The 14,590-nt window shown below is 41.1% G+C and carries 12 protein-coding genes and 2 pseudogenes; 7 read left to right on the top strand and 7 right to left on the bottom strand.

What is annotated here, in order from left to right; translation table 11 throughout:
* Positions 1 to 8 precede the first annotated feature (8 nt).
* Positions 9 to 2,569: pseudogene (locus AC6IZ0_RS02485) on the bottom strand (proteasome protein).
* 645 nt (positions 2,570 to 3,214) lie between these two features.
* Here AC6IZ0_RS02485 and AC6IZ0_RS02490 point away from each other — a divergent pair.
* The 4 genes and pseudogenes from AC6IZ0_RS02490 (at position 3,215) to recJ (ending at position 7,468) form a co-directional block, all read left to right on the top strand.
* Entirely contained in the window at positions 3,215 to 3,442 is a 228-nt protein-coding gene (locus tag AC6IZ0_RS02490; RefSeq protein ID WP_497724941.1) for a hypothetical protein, read from the top strand.
* A gap of 11 nt (positions 3,443 to 3,453) precedes the next feature.
* Positions 3,454 to 4,062, top strand: a complete 609-nt coding sequence (locus AC6IZ0_RS02495) for a tetratricopeptide repeat protein (protein WP_271731143.1) — start codon at positions 3,454 to 3,456, stop codon at positions 4,060 to 4,062.
* 306 nt (positions 4,063 to 4,368) lie between these two features.
* A pseudogene (gene sbcD / locus AC6IZ0_RS02500) lies at positions 4,369 to 5,602 on the top strand (exonuclease subunit SbcD).
* A 54-nt stretch (positions 5,603 to 5,656) separates the two neighbouring features.
* Positions 5,657 to 7,468: a single-stranded-DNA-specific exonuclease RecJ gene (gene recJ, locus AC6IZ0_RS02505; protein ID WP_497724943.1), complete on the top strand. Its 1,812-nt coding sequence runs from the start codon at positions 5,657 to 5,659 to the stop codon at positions 7,466 to 7,468.
* A gap of 110 nt (positions 7,469 to 7,578) precedes the next feature.
* Here the strand turns inward: recJ and psb30 are convergent, their stop codons facing one another.
* Positions 7,579 to 7,701, bottom strand: coding sequence for a photosystem II reaction center protein Ycf12/Psb30 (gene psb30, locus AC6IZ0_RS02510; protein ID WP_200987685.1), 123 nt, complete (start codon positions 7,699 to 7,701; stop codon positions 7,579 to 7,581).
* Positions 7,702 to 7,826: 125 nt separating this feature from the next.
* Here psb30 and AC6IZ0_RS02515 point away from each other — a divergent pair, with 125 nt between their 5' ends.
* The 3 genes from AC6IZ0_RS02515 (at position 7,827) to AC6IZ0_RS02525 (ending at position 8,997) form a co-directional block, all read left to right on the top strand.
* The gene (locus AC6IZ0_RS02515) at positions 7,827 to 8,177 is read left to right on the top strand and encodes a YkgJ family cysteine cluster protein (protein WP_271731147.1); all 351 of its coding nucleotides are present in this window, start codon (positions 7,827 to 7,829) and stop codon (positions 8,175 to 8,177) included.
* Positions 8,178 to 8,269: 92 nt separating this feature from the next.
* Positions 8,270 to 8,668, top strand: a complete 399-nt coding sequence (locus AC6IZ0_RS02520; RefSeq protein ID WP_271731148.1) for a TMEM165/GDT1 family protein — start codon at positions 8,270 to 8,272, stop codon at positions 8,666 to 8,668.
* A 38-nt stretch (positions 8,669 to 8,706) separates the two neighbouring features.
* The gene (locus tag AC6IZ0_RS02525; protein ID WP_271731149.1) at positions 8,707 to 8,997 is read left to right on the top strand and encodes a TMEM165/GDT1 family protein; all 291 of its coding nucleotides are present in this window, start codon (positions 8,707 to 8,709) and stop codon (positions 8,995 to 8,997) included.
* Between the two features lie 26 nt (positions 8,998 to 9,023).
* Here AC6IZ0_RS02525 and AC6IZ0_RS02530 read toward each other — a convergent pair whose 3' ends face one another.
* From AC6IZ0_RS02530 to AC6IZ0_RS02550, 5 genes are all read right to left on the bottom strand, one after another.
* Positions 9,024 to 9,515, bottom strand: coding sequence for a hypothetical protein (locus tag AC6IZ0_RS02530; protein WP_271731150.1), 492 nt, complete (start codon positions 9,513 to 9,515; stop codon positions 9,024 to 9,026).
* A 253-nt stretch (positions 9,516 to 9,768) separates the two neighbouring features.
* Complete coding sequence (locus AC6IZ0_RS02535) at positions 9,769 to 10,545, bottom strand: HAD family hydrolase (RefSeq protein ID WP_497724946.1); 777 nt, start codon at positions 10,543 to 10,545, stop codon at positions 9,769 to 9,771.
* A gap of 56 nt (positions 10,546 to 10,601) precedes the next feature.
* A complete protein-coding gene (locus AC6IZ0_RS02540) occupies positions 10,602 to 11,315 on the bottom strand; it encodes a DevA family ABC transporter ATP-binding protein (RefSeq protein ID WP_497724947.1) in 714 nt (237 codons plus the stop codon).
* 132 nt (positions 11,316 to 11,447) lie between these two features.
* The gene (gene devC / locus AC6IZ0_RS02545; protein WP_271731154.1) at positions 11,448 to 12,602 is read right to left on the bottom strand and encodes an ABC transporter permease DevC; all 1,155 of its coding nucleotides are present in this window, start codon (positions 12,600 to 12,602) and stop codon (positions 11,448 to 11,450) included.
* 107 nt (positions 12,603 to 12,709) lie between these two features.
* The gene (locus AC6IZ0_RS02550; RefSeq protein WP_271731155.1) at positions 12,710 to 14,149 is read right to left on the bottom strand and encodes an HlyD family efflux transporter periplasmic adaptor subunit; all 1,440 of its coding nucleotides are present in this window, start codon (positions 14,147 to 14,149) and stop codon (positions 12,710 to 12,712) included.
* Positions 14,150 to 14,590: the final 441 nt, after the last annotated feature.

Below are 14,590 nucleotides of genomic sequence, written 5' to 3' on the forward strand. Positions count from 1 at the left end.
CTAAACAATCAAGAATTTTTTGTAACTAGAAAATTATCCTCTTGATAAGAAATTGTGGCAACTTCTGCGAGAATCTGCAACCAATGGGGAATATTAACTTTAGCTGGGGAGCTTTCTGCCGCAATATATCTGAGTAAAGCCTCTTTTTTAGAAATATTTTGCATGCTGGGAATAATTTGATCTAAAATACCTTCTAGTTCAGCATTTATCTGCTGATTGACTTGGCTGACATATTGCACCAGATGCAGGCTAGCAGTTGTAATGATTTCATCTCGTAGTCGCAATACAAAAAGTTGGTGATTACCTGTTCTGGGTAAGTCTGGACTTTTTTCAGGAGACCAGTCAAAGATTTGACCAATATTGTGTTTTTCATCTCTACGGGCTAAGGGGAATATGATTTGGGGTGAAATTGATTGTTCTTTGCTATTAATTTCGGCGATAATTGCTTCTAGCCAGTGATTAGGGTCACATCCTAACAGCAACTTGTAAAAAATATCGGCTTCTTCTATACCAAATTCTGTTTCAATATCTTGTTCCATTTCTGGATTGAGATTAGTCTGCAAATAATCCCGCTGTGGGGCTATCTGCTGGGATAATTTATTTAATAAGTCGGCTAATGCTTGATGAATGCGCTCTCGGGCAAATTCTTCTAATTCCTTGACAGTTTTCACAAAAGCTGCATAAAAATCTTCACTCTTTGTAGGTAGGCTGCTATTAACTCTATTACCTCTGTCAAATAGTTTACCCGCTGCCCCTTTAAATTCCGCAATGGTGATATTACCATTGTTGGCTTTGTTAAATAGTAATGTCCACTCGTTCCAGTTGAGTATTTTAAATGTGAGTTCGTCTTTAACTACATCACTGACGATATTTCCCCACCGGTCTTTGAGTGGTTCTTTACCTAAATCTTTTTGAAAGTTGCGATAGGTTTTATCTAAACTTTCAATAGCAGATCGCAACTCAATGAGGTTGTGAGTATCGGATGTGGGAATACCTTGCTCGTGGATTTCGGTAATAATATTATTGAGGTATTCTTGTTGTAGCATTAAATTATCAGCTGCCCTATGAGTATCTTCATACAGTTGTTTTACTCCGTGATTGGCTACATGATTTTGAATTAATTCGCGTAGTTTGGCAATACCACCATCTTGGGCGAAGTAACTCAGTTGTCTACCTAAATGGCTCCGCCGATCAGATTCTAGCAGACGTGTGCTTAATAGTTGCCATTTTTGTTGCGATCGCCTAGACCGTTCCAGATAATCTGGATAATCTAAGTTAGTGAGAAATTCCGGTGAACCTGCTTTAACTTTACTAGAACGTTTTGCCAACTAGCCAGTCCTAGTAGTGGGGATAACAAAACCATCCGTTCTTGTTCAATGATGAATGCACTAGCAGCATCAAGGGTTGTTTGCAGAACTTTCAATTTACTTAAAACATCGTCTTCTTTTACAGGTTCAGTATCTGTGATGAATTGGTCAAGTTCTCTTTCATGACCTTGACTATCTAAAGGTAACTGATCAAAACGACCCACCCCCACCAAAATTAAATCTTTGAGGTCTTGTCCTGGGCGTTGCTGCTGCATCATAGTAAAGATTTTATTGGCGCGATCGCTACCAGGGGTTTTCCCATTTAAAAGGATTAAAATTGTCTGTACTTCTGCTAGTTCCCGCAGTGATAAAAAGGTATCCCTAGCTCCAGAATTAGCAGCACCTAACCCAGGGAAGTCTAAGAGAATAAATTGGGAAGCACCGCTAAAATCCCAGATTTCCCGTGATATTTTCACTTCAATGTTGACACGGTGGATGAGTGAGAAGCTGTTATGTAATAATTTAGTTGTGAGGTTCTGGGGTGGGCTGGGTAATCGAATATGAGATGAGGGTAAGTCCTCAAACCGAAGAGTTTGGATAGCTAATGGCTGTTCAGGTAGCTGTAGCCCTTCACGGGCGATGTTACCATCAATTTGATAGTGGATACCACACATTGCTTGGCCATATGCTTGATAAGTGCGAAGGAATAATACCAACTCTCGTAATAAATAACGTAATTCTAAATTTTTGCTACTGTTCCATGCTTCTTCGCACCAGTTAATAATATCTTTGCCAGTCTTTAATGTTGACAGGGGTATAGGCGGTAGTCCAGATGCAGCACTGCGGCGACTTGCTTCCTGCAACATGAATTGCAGGCACTCATTCACCCCTTGATGAGAAAGATACTCTACCGTATAATTATTAGCCTGAGTAGTGACAAAGCCTGATTGTGGTACAATATGGATGGCTGTGACATTACCTGTAGTTGGGTTCTCACTAATTGGCAAAGCGTCAGCATATCCAATCAAGCTACCTAAAAGCAAAGTTTTACCGCTGCTGAATTCTCCCATGACCCCAATTCTAACTGGAGATGTGGCAAGTTCTACAGTTTTCTGTGCAGCTTCTCGGAGGCGCACAAGACAATCATCTAGCCTAGTGGGTATCCAATCTTCTTGTTTAGAAGGGTATTGGGGTACTGAGTCTAGTTTTTCCAAGATAAATTGTCCGTATGCTTTAAAACAATCTAATTGTTCCATTTCCATAGAAATTCTTTCCATGTCGCATCAATTTCTGTGAGCTTTATAACATAAAACAATCTAAATGGCAGATATTGATAAAAGTTATCATCATATTTTTCCTGAGTACCAGATTATTTAATACTGTGCATGGATTAATTCTACTGAGTTAAACAATTCTTAACCGGATGCTTATTTAAACAGTTAAAAATAAAAAAAATATCAGCAGAATAAATATTATTGAGGGAATATTCACAACTATGAAATTACTGACTTCTATGAACGAATATCTATCGCAGGTGTTCCATGAGATTTGCGCCCATGATGTTTATACTCTCAGCGGCTGTTTTATATTACACAATATGAGTTGTAGTAAGAATTAAACAAGTCCTTCCGGGTGATGTCTGGGTAAGGATGAGCCAAAAGTTACGGTTATTGTAGTGGGGGGGGAGTGTCTACGCAGCCACATTGACAGTATATTTCATCATATTTCATCTTCTTGTGGGGTATGCCAATAGGGGACAGGATACTGGCGTCAGAAGAATTTTACCATTTATACATTTATATATTACGTTTTTACCTACAATTTGCTGTATCATATTCAGATGTATGCTTGAATAAGTTAGAGGGTGCTATATATATTTCTTCTGTCGGCAGTTAATAGATTGATAGTTGAATGGGTGTAAAAGGATGATGTATGAAGATTATAACGCAGTTGATGCGGTAAATGAACTATTGAGGAAAATTAGAATTAAAGAAAGTCAATTAAGACTTGCTAAAACATCTAATCTGCTGTATACATCTGAAGTATTACAAAATCAAATATTAGAGTTACAGCAAGAATTATCCGATTCAGAGAACCCGGAAATTACAGCATTAATGAGTTTATTGGATGATTAAATGTTAGAATCATGAATTCCAATAATATGCTAGAACAAAAACTGAGGCGTTGGGATGATGTGATCGCCAACCATCCCCATGAGCCTCAAGCCTATGTACAGAGGGGTATGGTTCATTTTCAGCTAGTAAATATTAATGCTTCTATTGCTGATTTTGACATAGCAGAAAAACTTGATCCCCGGTTAACACCATATTTGTGGCAAAGGGGACTAGCATATTATTATGCTGGTAGATTTGCAGAAGGCGCTAAACAGTTTGAGACAGATTTAACTGTGAATTTTCAAGATGTGGAAGAAACGGTTTGGCGCTATCTTTGTACTGCTGAAGCTGATGGTGTCACCGCGGCGCGTGAGTGTTTATTAGAAGTAAAAAATGACCCGCGATTGGTGATGCGGCGGGTATATGATTTGTATGCGGGGCGCTGTTCTCCCAATGTTTTAATTCAATTGGGTAAAAACGCAGATAAGCGTACTAAATTTTACAGTTATCTCTATGTGGGATTATATTTTCAGGCGGAAAAGCAACTGGAGTTAGCACAGCAATATATTAATCAAGCGGTTAGTAACAAGATTGATGATTATATGTGGTATCTAGCTTGTGTACATCAGAAGTTGCGATAAACACAGGATGACGTGAGTGATTGCAACTAGAGTGAGGGGAATTGTTGCTCTTGACTGGATTTGTAAAGATATTTATATTACTCTATACAAAAATTGATTGATTCCTGGCGATCGCATTAGCAATTGTTATGCAACTTATAAAAGTTTATAGCGATCGCTGGCGCTGCAAAACAATGTATAATTATTGCAGCCATATCAGAATCAAATATGAATAATCAAAGCAAATCAGTTGCAGGCACTGGTTAATTAATGGCATCTTAATATTGAAATTAACCAACGGTGTGATGACTATGACACTTGACAAAGATGATTAAAATCTTGCATCTTGCGGATATCCACATGGGGAGCGGTTTCTCCCATGGGCGCATGAATCCAGACACAGGACTAAATACACGGTTAGAGGATTTTGTCAAGACTTTATCCCGATGTATTGACCGGGCGCTACAAGACCCGGTAGATCTAGTCTTATTTGGCGGTGATGCGTTCCCGGATGCTACCCCACCGCCATATGTACAAGAAGCCTTTGCAAGTCAGTTTCGCCGCCTGGTTGATGCAGATATTCCTACAGTGCTGTTGGTGGGGAACCATGACCAACATTCTCAAGGAACCGGAGGCGCAAGTTTAAATATTTATCGCACTTTAGGGGTGCGGGGGTTTTTGGTGGGTGATACTTTAACCACTCACTGTATTAATACCCCTAGTGGTAAGGTGCAGGTGATTACTTTACCTTGGCTGACTCGTTCTACGTTGATGACCCGTCAGGAAACTAAAAATGCTTCTTTGGCTGAGGTAAACGAAATGTTAACACAACGTCTACAAGTGGTTTTGGAGGGAGAAATTCGCCGCCTTGACCCTGATGTTCCTACTGTGCTTTTGGCTCATTTGATGGCTGATAATGCTACTTTGGGCGCTGAACGCCTTTTAGCGGTGGGGAAGGGTTTTACTTTACCCCTATCTTTACTGACGCGACCTTGTTTTGATTACGTGGGTTTCAGGACATGTTCACTGTCACCAGAATTTAAATAAGTCTAATAACCCACCTGTCATTTATCCGGGAAGTATTGAACGGGTCGATTTTAGTGAGGAAAAAGAAGATAAGGGCTATGTAATTATAGAGTTGGAGCGGGGAAGAGCTAATTGGGAATTTTGCCCTTTACCTGTGCGGAGTTTCCGCACTATTGAGGTGGATATATCACAAGCAGATGATCCTCAAGCTGCTTTAATCAAGGCGATCGCTAAATATAATATTGAAGATGCTGTGGTGCGGTTAATTTATCAAATCCGCTCGGAACAGATGGATGTCATTGATACTGCGGCTATTCATGGAGCTTTAAGTTTAGCTCACAATTACACAATTAAAGCAGAATTAGTCAGCCAATTGGCGCGTCCGAGAATTCCAGAATTAACCGCTAGTAGCAGTATTGACCCCAGGTCGGCCTTGCAAACTTACCTAAATAATCGTGAAGATTTAAAGGATATTGCTGCATCTATGTTGGAAGCAGCAGAAAATTTACTCGCTGATGATGTGGTAGTCTTTTAATGCCGGGGCGATCGCTGTGTGCTTTAATAATGAGAAAAGAATGCTTGAATAATTGTGCTAGAGGAAGCCTTACCAAAATCAACCATATCTCAACAGCGCTTACCACCTCAGCGTTGGCAAATTTATCGCCAGCAACCAGAATGCGCCGCTAGTCTGGCGGGGGTAACTAATGTTGCACCTATTATCGCCCAAATACTAATTAATCGTGGCATTACTACCCCAGAAGCAGCACAAGGGTTCTTAAATCCTGAGTCCTTAAATTTACCTTCGCCTTTAGAAGAATTTCCTGACTTGTCGATTAGTTTGGATTTATTGCAGCAAGCGATCGCATCCCATGGTAAAATATCCATCTGTGGTGACTATGATGCCGATGGTATGACTAGCACGGCTTTACTGTTGCGTAGTCTGCGGAGTTTTGGGGCTGATGTGAATTACGCCATCCCTAGTCGGATGCGTGATGGTTATGGGATTAATCAACGCATTGTTGAAGAGTTTCACGATGAAGGTATAAACCTAATTCTGACTGTGGATAATGGGATTTCCGCTTATGAACCCATAACCAGAGCCAGAGAACTTGGTATGAATGTGATTGTCACCGACCACCACGACATCCCCCCTAAATTACCTCCAGCTAACGCCATCCTCAACCCGAAACTAATTGCAGAGTCTTCACCTTATCGGGGTGTGGCGGGTGTGGGTGTTGCTTATATTTTAGCAGTATCTCTAGGGCAACGGTTGGGAGCGATTAAAGGCTTAGTGCAGCCGATGTTAGCTTTATTTACTCTAGGTACAATCGCTGATTTAGCACCTTTAATAGGTGTAAATCGTCGCTGGGTAAAACGTGGATTAAAACATTTACCTCAGTCTAATTTACCAGGGATTAAAGCCCTAATTCAGGTGGCTGGTTTACAGGTCAGGGAAGAGGGACAAGGGGAACTATTCCCAGGGGGAAATACTTCTTCTAAATCTTTAAAACCAGAAGATATCGGCTTTCGCTTGGGACCACGAATTAATGCTATTGGTCGTATTGGTGACCCTCAGACGGTGATTTCATTACTAACTACCGATGATATGACGGTAGCCTTAGAATGTGCGCAGCAGTGTGAGCTAACTAACACTAGTCGTCAGCAGATGTGCGAGGTAATTGAACAACAAGCGATCGCTTATGTAGAGGAGTGGTTTGTTTCTACTCTCCCCAAATACCGGGTATTAGTGGTTGTACAACCTGATTGGCATCATGGTGTAATTGGTATTGTCGCCTCTCGCTTGGTGGAGCGCTACGGTGTGCCTGTGTTTATTGGCACTTATGAAGCTGGTGGACATATTCGCGGTTCCGCTCGTGGTATTCCTGAGTTTCATGTGTTTGAAGCGTTACAATATTGTCAGGGTTTACTGGGTAAGTTTGGCGGACATAAGGCAGCCGGGGGTTTTTCTTTGGCAGCAGATAATTTAGACTTATTGCGATCACGATTATCTGAGTTTGCTAATCACTGTCTAGAACTACACCACCTCAAGCCACTAGTTAAAATTGATGCTGAAGTTGACCTGAGTCAAATCAATCAGCAGCTCTACCAAGAACTAAATGCTCTTCATCCTTGTGGTATGGAAAACCCAGACCCCTTATTCTCGACAGGGAATGTACAAGTGATTTCCCAGCAAATTGTTGGTAAAGGTCACATTAAATTAACACTCGGTCAAACTATTAATCATCAAGAGTATAAAATCAAAGCGATCGCCTGGAGGTGGGGAGACTACTTCCCCCTACCGCCACGATTAGATATTGCCTACAAGTTACGAGAAAATTACTTTAATGGTACTACTACCATTGAGTTGGAGTTAGTCGGTGTCAGACCATCGTCAGCTTAGGATGAGCTCAACCAAGGTATGAAAAGCTTATCCAAGCTGTCTTTCAGCCTCTGGTGGTCATGATTTCGGAGTTATAAGTTTCAAAACTGATAACTCCGGATATCACAGTCCTACAGGTCGCCGTTGCGAAATGCCAGTACAAAGATTACCACCGGACCAGCAATGAGGATTAGTCCTACAGAAACTAACTGGAAGATAACTTCCCAATTGATACTGCTCAAAGCGTCAAACATTTTTCCCTGATCCCCTTAACTTTTGAAAAACACAGTCACTCAATTGCAAAACTCGCAATTTATCATATCTGGCTTGGGGCTGTTACATTTAATTTACTTAACAAAACTATAGGAAAGTCCATAAAATGGCAAACTGGCAATGTGTGAAACAATGTGGCGCCTGCTGTAATCTTGAACCCGCAGATCGTCCAGATTTAGAGGAGTATCTTACACCGGCAGAATTAGAGCTATACCTGAGTATGGTGGGCGAGGGGGGATGGTGCGTTAACTTTGACCATGACAGCCGAGAATGCAGTATATATGCCAATCGTCCCCGTTTTTGCCGTGTAGAGGCAGATATATTTGAGGATATGTATGGAATTGAACCCGAAGAACTCAATGATTTTGCTATTGACTGCTGTCGTGAGCAAATAGAGGGAGTCTATGGCGATCGCAGTCTGGAAATTATCCGGTTTAATCAAGCCGTGGGATTCTGAATTTATGTCACTTTCTGCAATGGCCTTGCAATTTATCAAGATCATCTGAGAAGATGAGAGAATTATGAAAGACCTTCAGAAAACTACCGCCCGTGAAACTTGACTCTGTACCGATAAATTCTGTCACTGCTGAGACTGACAACCAGCCAGAAATCAAAGACAGGGATTCATCTGACCTAACTGTAGTTACAGATAGTCCCAAACAGCAGGAGTCGGTGGTGGCAACTTTTGCTACTACCTTCCTGACTATATTTTTGGCAGAAATTGGAGATAAAACCCAGCTATCCACCTTATTAATGAGTGCAGAATCTCATGCGCCCTGGGTAGTTTTTATTGGTGCTGGAGTAGCCCTAATTACTACTAGTCTATTAGGCGTGCTTTTAGGGGGTTGGATTGCTAATCGCCTCAGTCCCAAAGTGGTAGAAAAATCAGCCGGGATGATGTTATTGCTGATTTCTGTCATGCTGTTTTGGGATGTATTTCATAATTAACTAACTCACCCCCCCACTCTCTAACTATCCACAAACTTATGGACTGGCATCTTTTAGGACTGAGCTTTATTACTGTATTTCTCTCAGAATTAGGTGATAAAAGTCAATTAGCTGCGATCGCACTTTCTGGGCGTTCCCAATCTCGGCAAGCGGTATTTTTTGGTACTGCTGGCGCGCTATTGCTCACCAGCTTTTTGGGAGCAATAGCCGGGGGCGCTGTGGCGGAATTATTACCGACGCGCTTATTAAAGGCGATCGCGGCTGTAGGGTTTGCAGTTCTGGCTGCGCGTTTGCTATTGTTTAGCGAAGCCTCAACCGATGCTGAATAAGGCAATTTCAGATTACACAGAACCTACTAAACTTGCTGTTGCCAGTAGCCCTTTAAAAGTGCTCCTGCAGCTAATACTTTGAGCATTTCTAGGAAAAAATAACCACCGTGTAGTAAATTCATTTCCCCTGGAATTGTGGCAGTTGTGGCAAACAAGTTGAGATTAACACCCACAGCGCACATTTGCGGAGTCAAGAAATAGGTATCCACTAAGGTGACAGCAAGTAACATGACCGCAAATACAATCACCCTAGGATTCCAGCGCGATTTGGCTTGACTCAAAGCCAGTACGCCAGTTAATACTACAGCAGCCGATAATAATTCCATGCGATTAAAGTTCCAAAAAATCGCATAACCTGCTGTGGCAAAGTCTGTTTGACTCATCATACCAGAAAGGTAGAGGCTAGGCATGATTACCCAGTCTAGAACTAGACTAGAACTCAACCAAAAGCCCAAAGCCAAGATGATAGCCGTTTCCCAAGTTGGGCGCTTGAATTCAACTGTAGATATGGTATTCATAAAAAATAATAATTGCTGTCCTTCTATTTTCAGAGTTTAACTGAAAAAGTAGTTCTCACTACAGTTATAAATTATCTGTTACAAATAGCTTGATAACTTCAAAAAGTAATGATTTTTATCTTTTTGTCGTATTAATAAATAATATGAATTTTTGTTAATACAACAAAAATTCAATTGTTTATTAGTTTCTCCCCGTAACCTACACTCAAGTCGGGGAAAATACCCGCAGCTTAATTTACCGTAATGGATCAAACTAAGTTGCCTTCCTATGTAAGATATAATTACATAATTCGCAAAATCCTTCTCCTTCAGCAGACTGGGTAATATAACTAGGTTGATGTTCTAGCTGGTGTGCATATTGCATGACATTGGCTACACCCACGGAAATAGGAAACTGACTTTGATTGAATAAACTTTGATCATTGGGACTATCACCAACAGTGACCACTTGCTTGGGTGAAATTTCAGGTAAGTATGCTTGCAAAACTTGCAATAATCCTATAGCTTTATCTTGTTCTTGAGGTTTAATGTGACACTGCACAGTACTATAAGTAAATCCCCAGCCCATTTGTTGACAAAGATTACCCAGTCTTTGTAATTCCTCTGGAGTCAAAGCCCCGATGTTAAAAGTCCAATCTGTGACCCGGAAACGATTGTCCGCTGATTCCTCAATTTGAGGAAAGATTGTTTTTAAGAACTCAAAAGTGACAGCTAAACTGTGGCGATGGGCTTTTAAGTCCTGAATGGCTGTTAAGGTTACTGGTTCCTCCTTCCCAGATGGATAAAATAAACCACCGTTTTCGGCGATCGCACCGATAACAGGCATCAAGTGGCTTACTCCACTCATCCATCCTGCGGAACGCCCAGTCACAATTAATACTTTTACGTCCGCTGAGGCTAGCTTTTCTAAAGCTTGCAGTATTGTAGTGGAAAATTTGCCTCCTTGAGTGAGAGTACCATCCATATCTGTAGCAACAAGGGCAATATTAGTGAATGAAGCCTCAGACAGTGGTTTGAGCCGACTATACATAGTGCGTTTTCCATCAGCGGTAAAAAATAACTATCATACAGCTGATGGAAACCAAATTAATGCTTGTCACTGTTAATTACTGTTGGAGAATCACGAGCTAAAAGACCATCTTCCATTTCCACAATGCGATCGGCTATATCTAAGATGCGGTTATCATGAGTCACTAGCAAGATAGAAGTTCCTTGTTCTTTAGCCAGACCCTGCATGATTTCCACCACATCCCGTCCTGATTGTTTGTCTAAAGCCGCCGTTGGTTCGTCTGCTAGCACCAATGGAGGATTATTGACAAGAGCCCGGGCGATCGCTATTCTTTGTTTTTGTCCTCCAGAAAGGCTCTCTGGGTAGTAACTCACTTTGTCCTTTAAACCCACTGCACTCAGCATAGCTTCTGACTTAGAAATTGCCTCATGGGGAGTGACATGATCACTCAATTCCACCGCCATCTGTACATTTTGTCTAGCACTTAAGAAACCCAACAAATTGTGAGCTTGAAAAATATAACCGATATTACGGCGAATTTTTACTAGTTGATTTTGACTAGCGCCAGACATTTCTACATCTAAAAACTTGAGGCTTCCCTGTTGTACAGACCGCAAACCACCAATCAAGCTTAGTAAGGTTGTTTTACCTGAACCTGATGGACCAGTCATAATCACAATTTCCCCAGGGTAAATCTCTAGGTTAATGTCGAATAAAATTTGTTTCCTGAGCGCGCCTTTGCCATAGTAGTGATTGAGATTTTTTATAGCAATTACAGGTTCTTGTCTCATATTTAGGTGGGTGAGTAGGTGTTAGGATTTCCGTCTCAGAACTGTAGTGCCTGTAAATACTGAATATATATCAAGTACCAATTATAAATCGAAATTCTGCATCTAGATCGAGAATTTCGATTTATTTTGAAATTAAAAGATGTCTGCTGGATCAGCAGAACGTAATTTACGTACAGCGATCGCACCAGAGATAAAACACATAAGTATAGTTAAGATTAACACAGTTATTGCCCGACTATAACTCATAAAGATGGGTAGTAGTGTAGCTTCTCTAGCCCTAGAGTAGAGGAACATAGCAAAAATCCATCCTGGAGCATATCCTAAACAAGCTAATAAAAATGCTTCTTGGAGTATGACCATCAACAAGTATTTCTGTGTATAACCTATTGCCTTTAAAGTTGCATATTCTGACAAATGATCGGAAACCTCAGTATAAAGGATTTGATAAACAATTACAGTACCGACAATGAAGCCCATTATCGTACCTAAACTGAATATAAATCCAATAGCAGTACTAGTTGCCCAGTAATTGCGCTCAAAATCAATAAACTCTTGTTTCGTTAAGACATTAACATCTTGAGGTAAATGATTACGCAATTGTTGAGCGACAACATTAGGATTTTGTCCTGCTCTTAATCTAATCAGACCAATATCAATCAATCCTCTTTGGCGGTTTCTAAATATCCGCAGAAAATTAACATCACTGGTAATTAAATTACCATCTGCCCCAAAAGATGTACCTAAAGTAAATAATCCACCTACTTTAACTCGTCTTCTTTGTACTTCGGCGATTAAAGTATTTCCTCCCTTGAATTGGGAAGCAATGGGGCCATATTCCTCCCGCGAAGAACGGTCAAATAAAACTACATCAGGCTGTTTCAATTGCTCCAAGTGACTTTGAACACCAGGTAAATCAAACAGATTAGATTCTGGATTCATGCCAAATATGAGAATACTCCGAGGACGACCTGTAATAGGATTCCTCCAGGTTGTATAATCCAAATATATCGGATGCACCGACTCTACCGCTTGTAATTCTAAGGCTTTATACAATCTTCTTTGAGAAAATTGTTCCATGGCTAATAAAGCATTAGATTGTTGGTTAATTAAAACAATGTCCCCATTTAAGCTACTATGTAACCGCACATTACTATAATAGAGAGCATCCCGGAAACCAATTTGCATAAACATCAAAATATCAGCAAAGGCAATTCCTGCCAAAGCGACAGCTAGGCGACTTTTGTCTCTGGTCAGTTGCAGCCAAGACAGGGGTATTTTACGAGCCATTATGCTTAATTAAGAAAGCTGTTCAAGGAATTAGGGATGGGAAGATTCCAGCAAAAACCTGAAATCTTTGATAGGTTAAATTCTTCTTTTCGCATTGGTGTTAATGCTCAATCAGAACTGATTCCTTTATTAATTTGGGTAATTACTTTAGCATTGGTAAAACCAGAAACTCGCTCACTATGTTCTGGAGTCAGGGAAATTCTCACTTCCACAACTCTAGCGTCTACATCTGCTACCGGGTCTGTACTCAAGATGTCTTTTTTGCCGATTTTTCTGCCAATTTCTGTGACAGTTCCTTTTAATTCCCCAATAAATGCTCCATTTTCGCTGGTGATACTAGCAGTTTGACCTATCCGCACTTGAGCAATACTGTCTTCTGAGACCTCAGCAACAACAGTCATCTCATTAGTTTCTCCTATCTCAGCAATACCATTGGCGCTGATAGCTTCTCCTGATTTTGTATGCACTGCTAAAATCTCTCCAGCAATGGGCGCTTGAACATAACTTAATTTCAGTTCTGCTTCTGCTCTTTTGAGATTAGCCAGAGCATTACTAACTTGAGCTTCTCCCCTTTGAACATCAGTAGGGCCGAATTCTTGAATTCTCCTGAGTCTGGCTTTTTGTTCGTCAATTTGACTTTGCAAAGCCATGATGGTTTTATCGCGGTTGACTTTGGCTTCCACCAGCTGCTGTTGCAAGGTGGTGATAGTTTTTACCTGGTTGGCTCTGGCCTCAGCCAGTTGTTGTCGTAAAGTCGCCTCTACCTGTCGCAGGGTAGCTTGGGTTTCAATAACTTGCTGATTGGAAGTTACCGCAGCCAATGTTCTTCTATCCCTCTCCTGCTGGGAAATAGCACCTTCACGGTATAACATCTCATATCTGGAAGCATCAACCGCAGCATTGCGCTGTTCAGCTTGAATGCGTTGGATACTTGCTCTTAAACTGTCTTGTTGTCCTCTCAGTTCAGCTTCTAGACGATTCACTGTTGCTTGTAGAGCCAGTTTTTCTCCACTCAACTGGGCTGCTATGCGAGCAATCATCGCTTGTTGAGCATCGCTTTCTCCGTTTAACTCAGCTTGTAAACGAGCAATCACTGCTGTTTGAGCTTCCAGATCTCTGGGGGAGCCAACTCTGACTTGGGCTAAATTAGCCCGCGCTTCTTGCAGTCTGGCTTTTGCTTCCTCCACTGCTGCTAGTTGGGTGTCATGGTTGTCTAAAATTGCCACCATTTGACCTTTTCTTACCCGCTCACCTTCTCTCACAAAGATCTGCCGCACCCGTGAGGAAGATTGCAATCCAGCTGCAGGCGCAGAGAGTTTTAAAACCTGTCCTTTTGGTTCTAAACGCCCCACAGCGCTAATGCTGTTAGTCATTGGCTTGATGGGTACAGAGGAGCCTAGTTTTTTTAGCTGCTCCACTTTAGCTGTAGTTAGTAGCCCAGCAGCGATGAGAATTGGTAAGGCTACAGCAATACCCCACCAAATCTTAGGTTGTTCCGATTCCAGTAGCAGCTCTGTTGAGCTTGGCTTCTCAGTCACCCTTGACATGGTTGTTGCCTGTTTGTTGAATTGTGCTTATAGAAATAAAAAAACCGAATCAGCGGTTGCTATACCTGAAGATGCGTGAGACTTTACCTATGTTTTGTTTCTCGGTTTCTATGCATTACACTCTTTTTTCAAATTGGGATGACAGCCCATTTCATGTGCATGAGCTACCCAGGGTAGGGAAGATGCCTAATCGAAAATATTGATGGTATTAAGATGTGTAGTTCATTTACTTCCAGCCTTTTTCAGGCTAATGAAATACACACCAATTTGTTCCGGTGTTCCCTGAAACTAAAAAACTTTGTACCTCACGACCATGGGAAATGCTATCAACAAAAATAAAAGTGCTGTAAATTCAATCCCATAGTTTTTACTCACTAGCACGCTGATAATTGCTAAAAATCTCCTATCTGATGCACCCTCAACCCTAGATATGTCTAACAT

This window comes from Anabaenopsis sp. NIES-4685 (assembly GCF_059725405.1).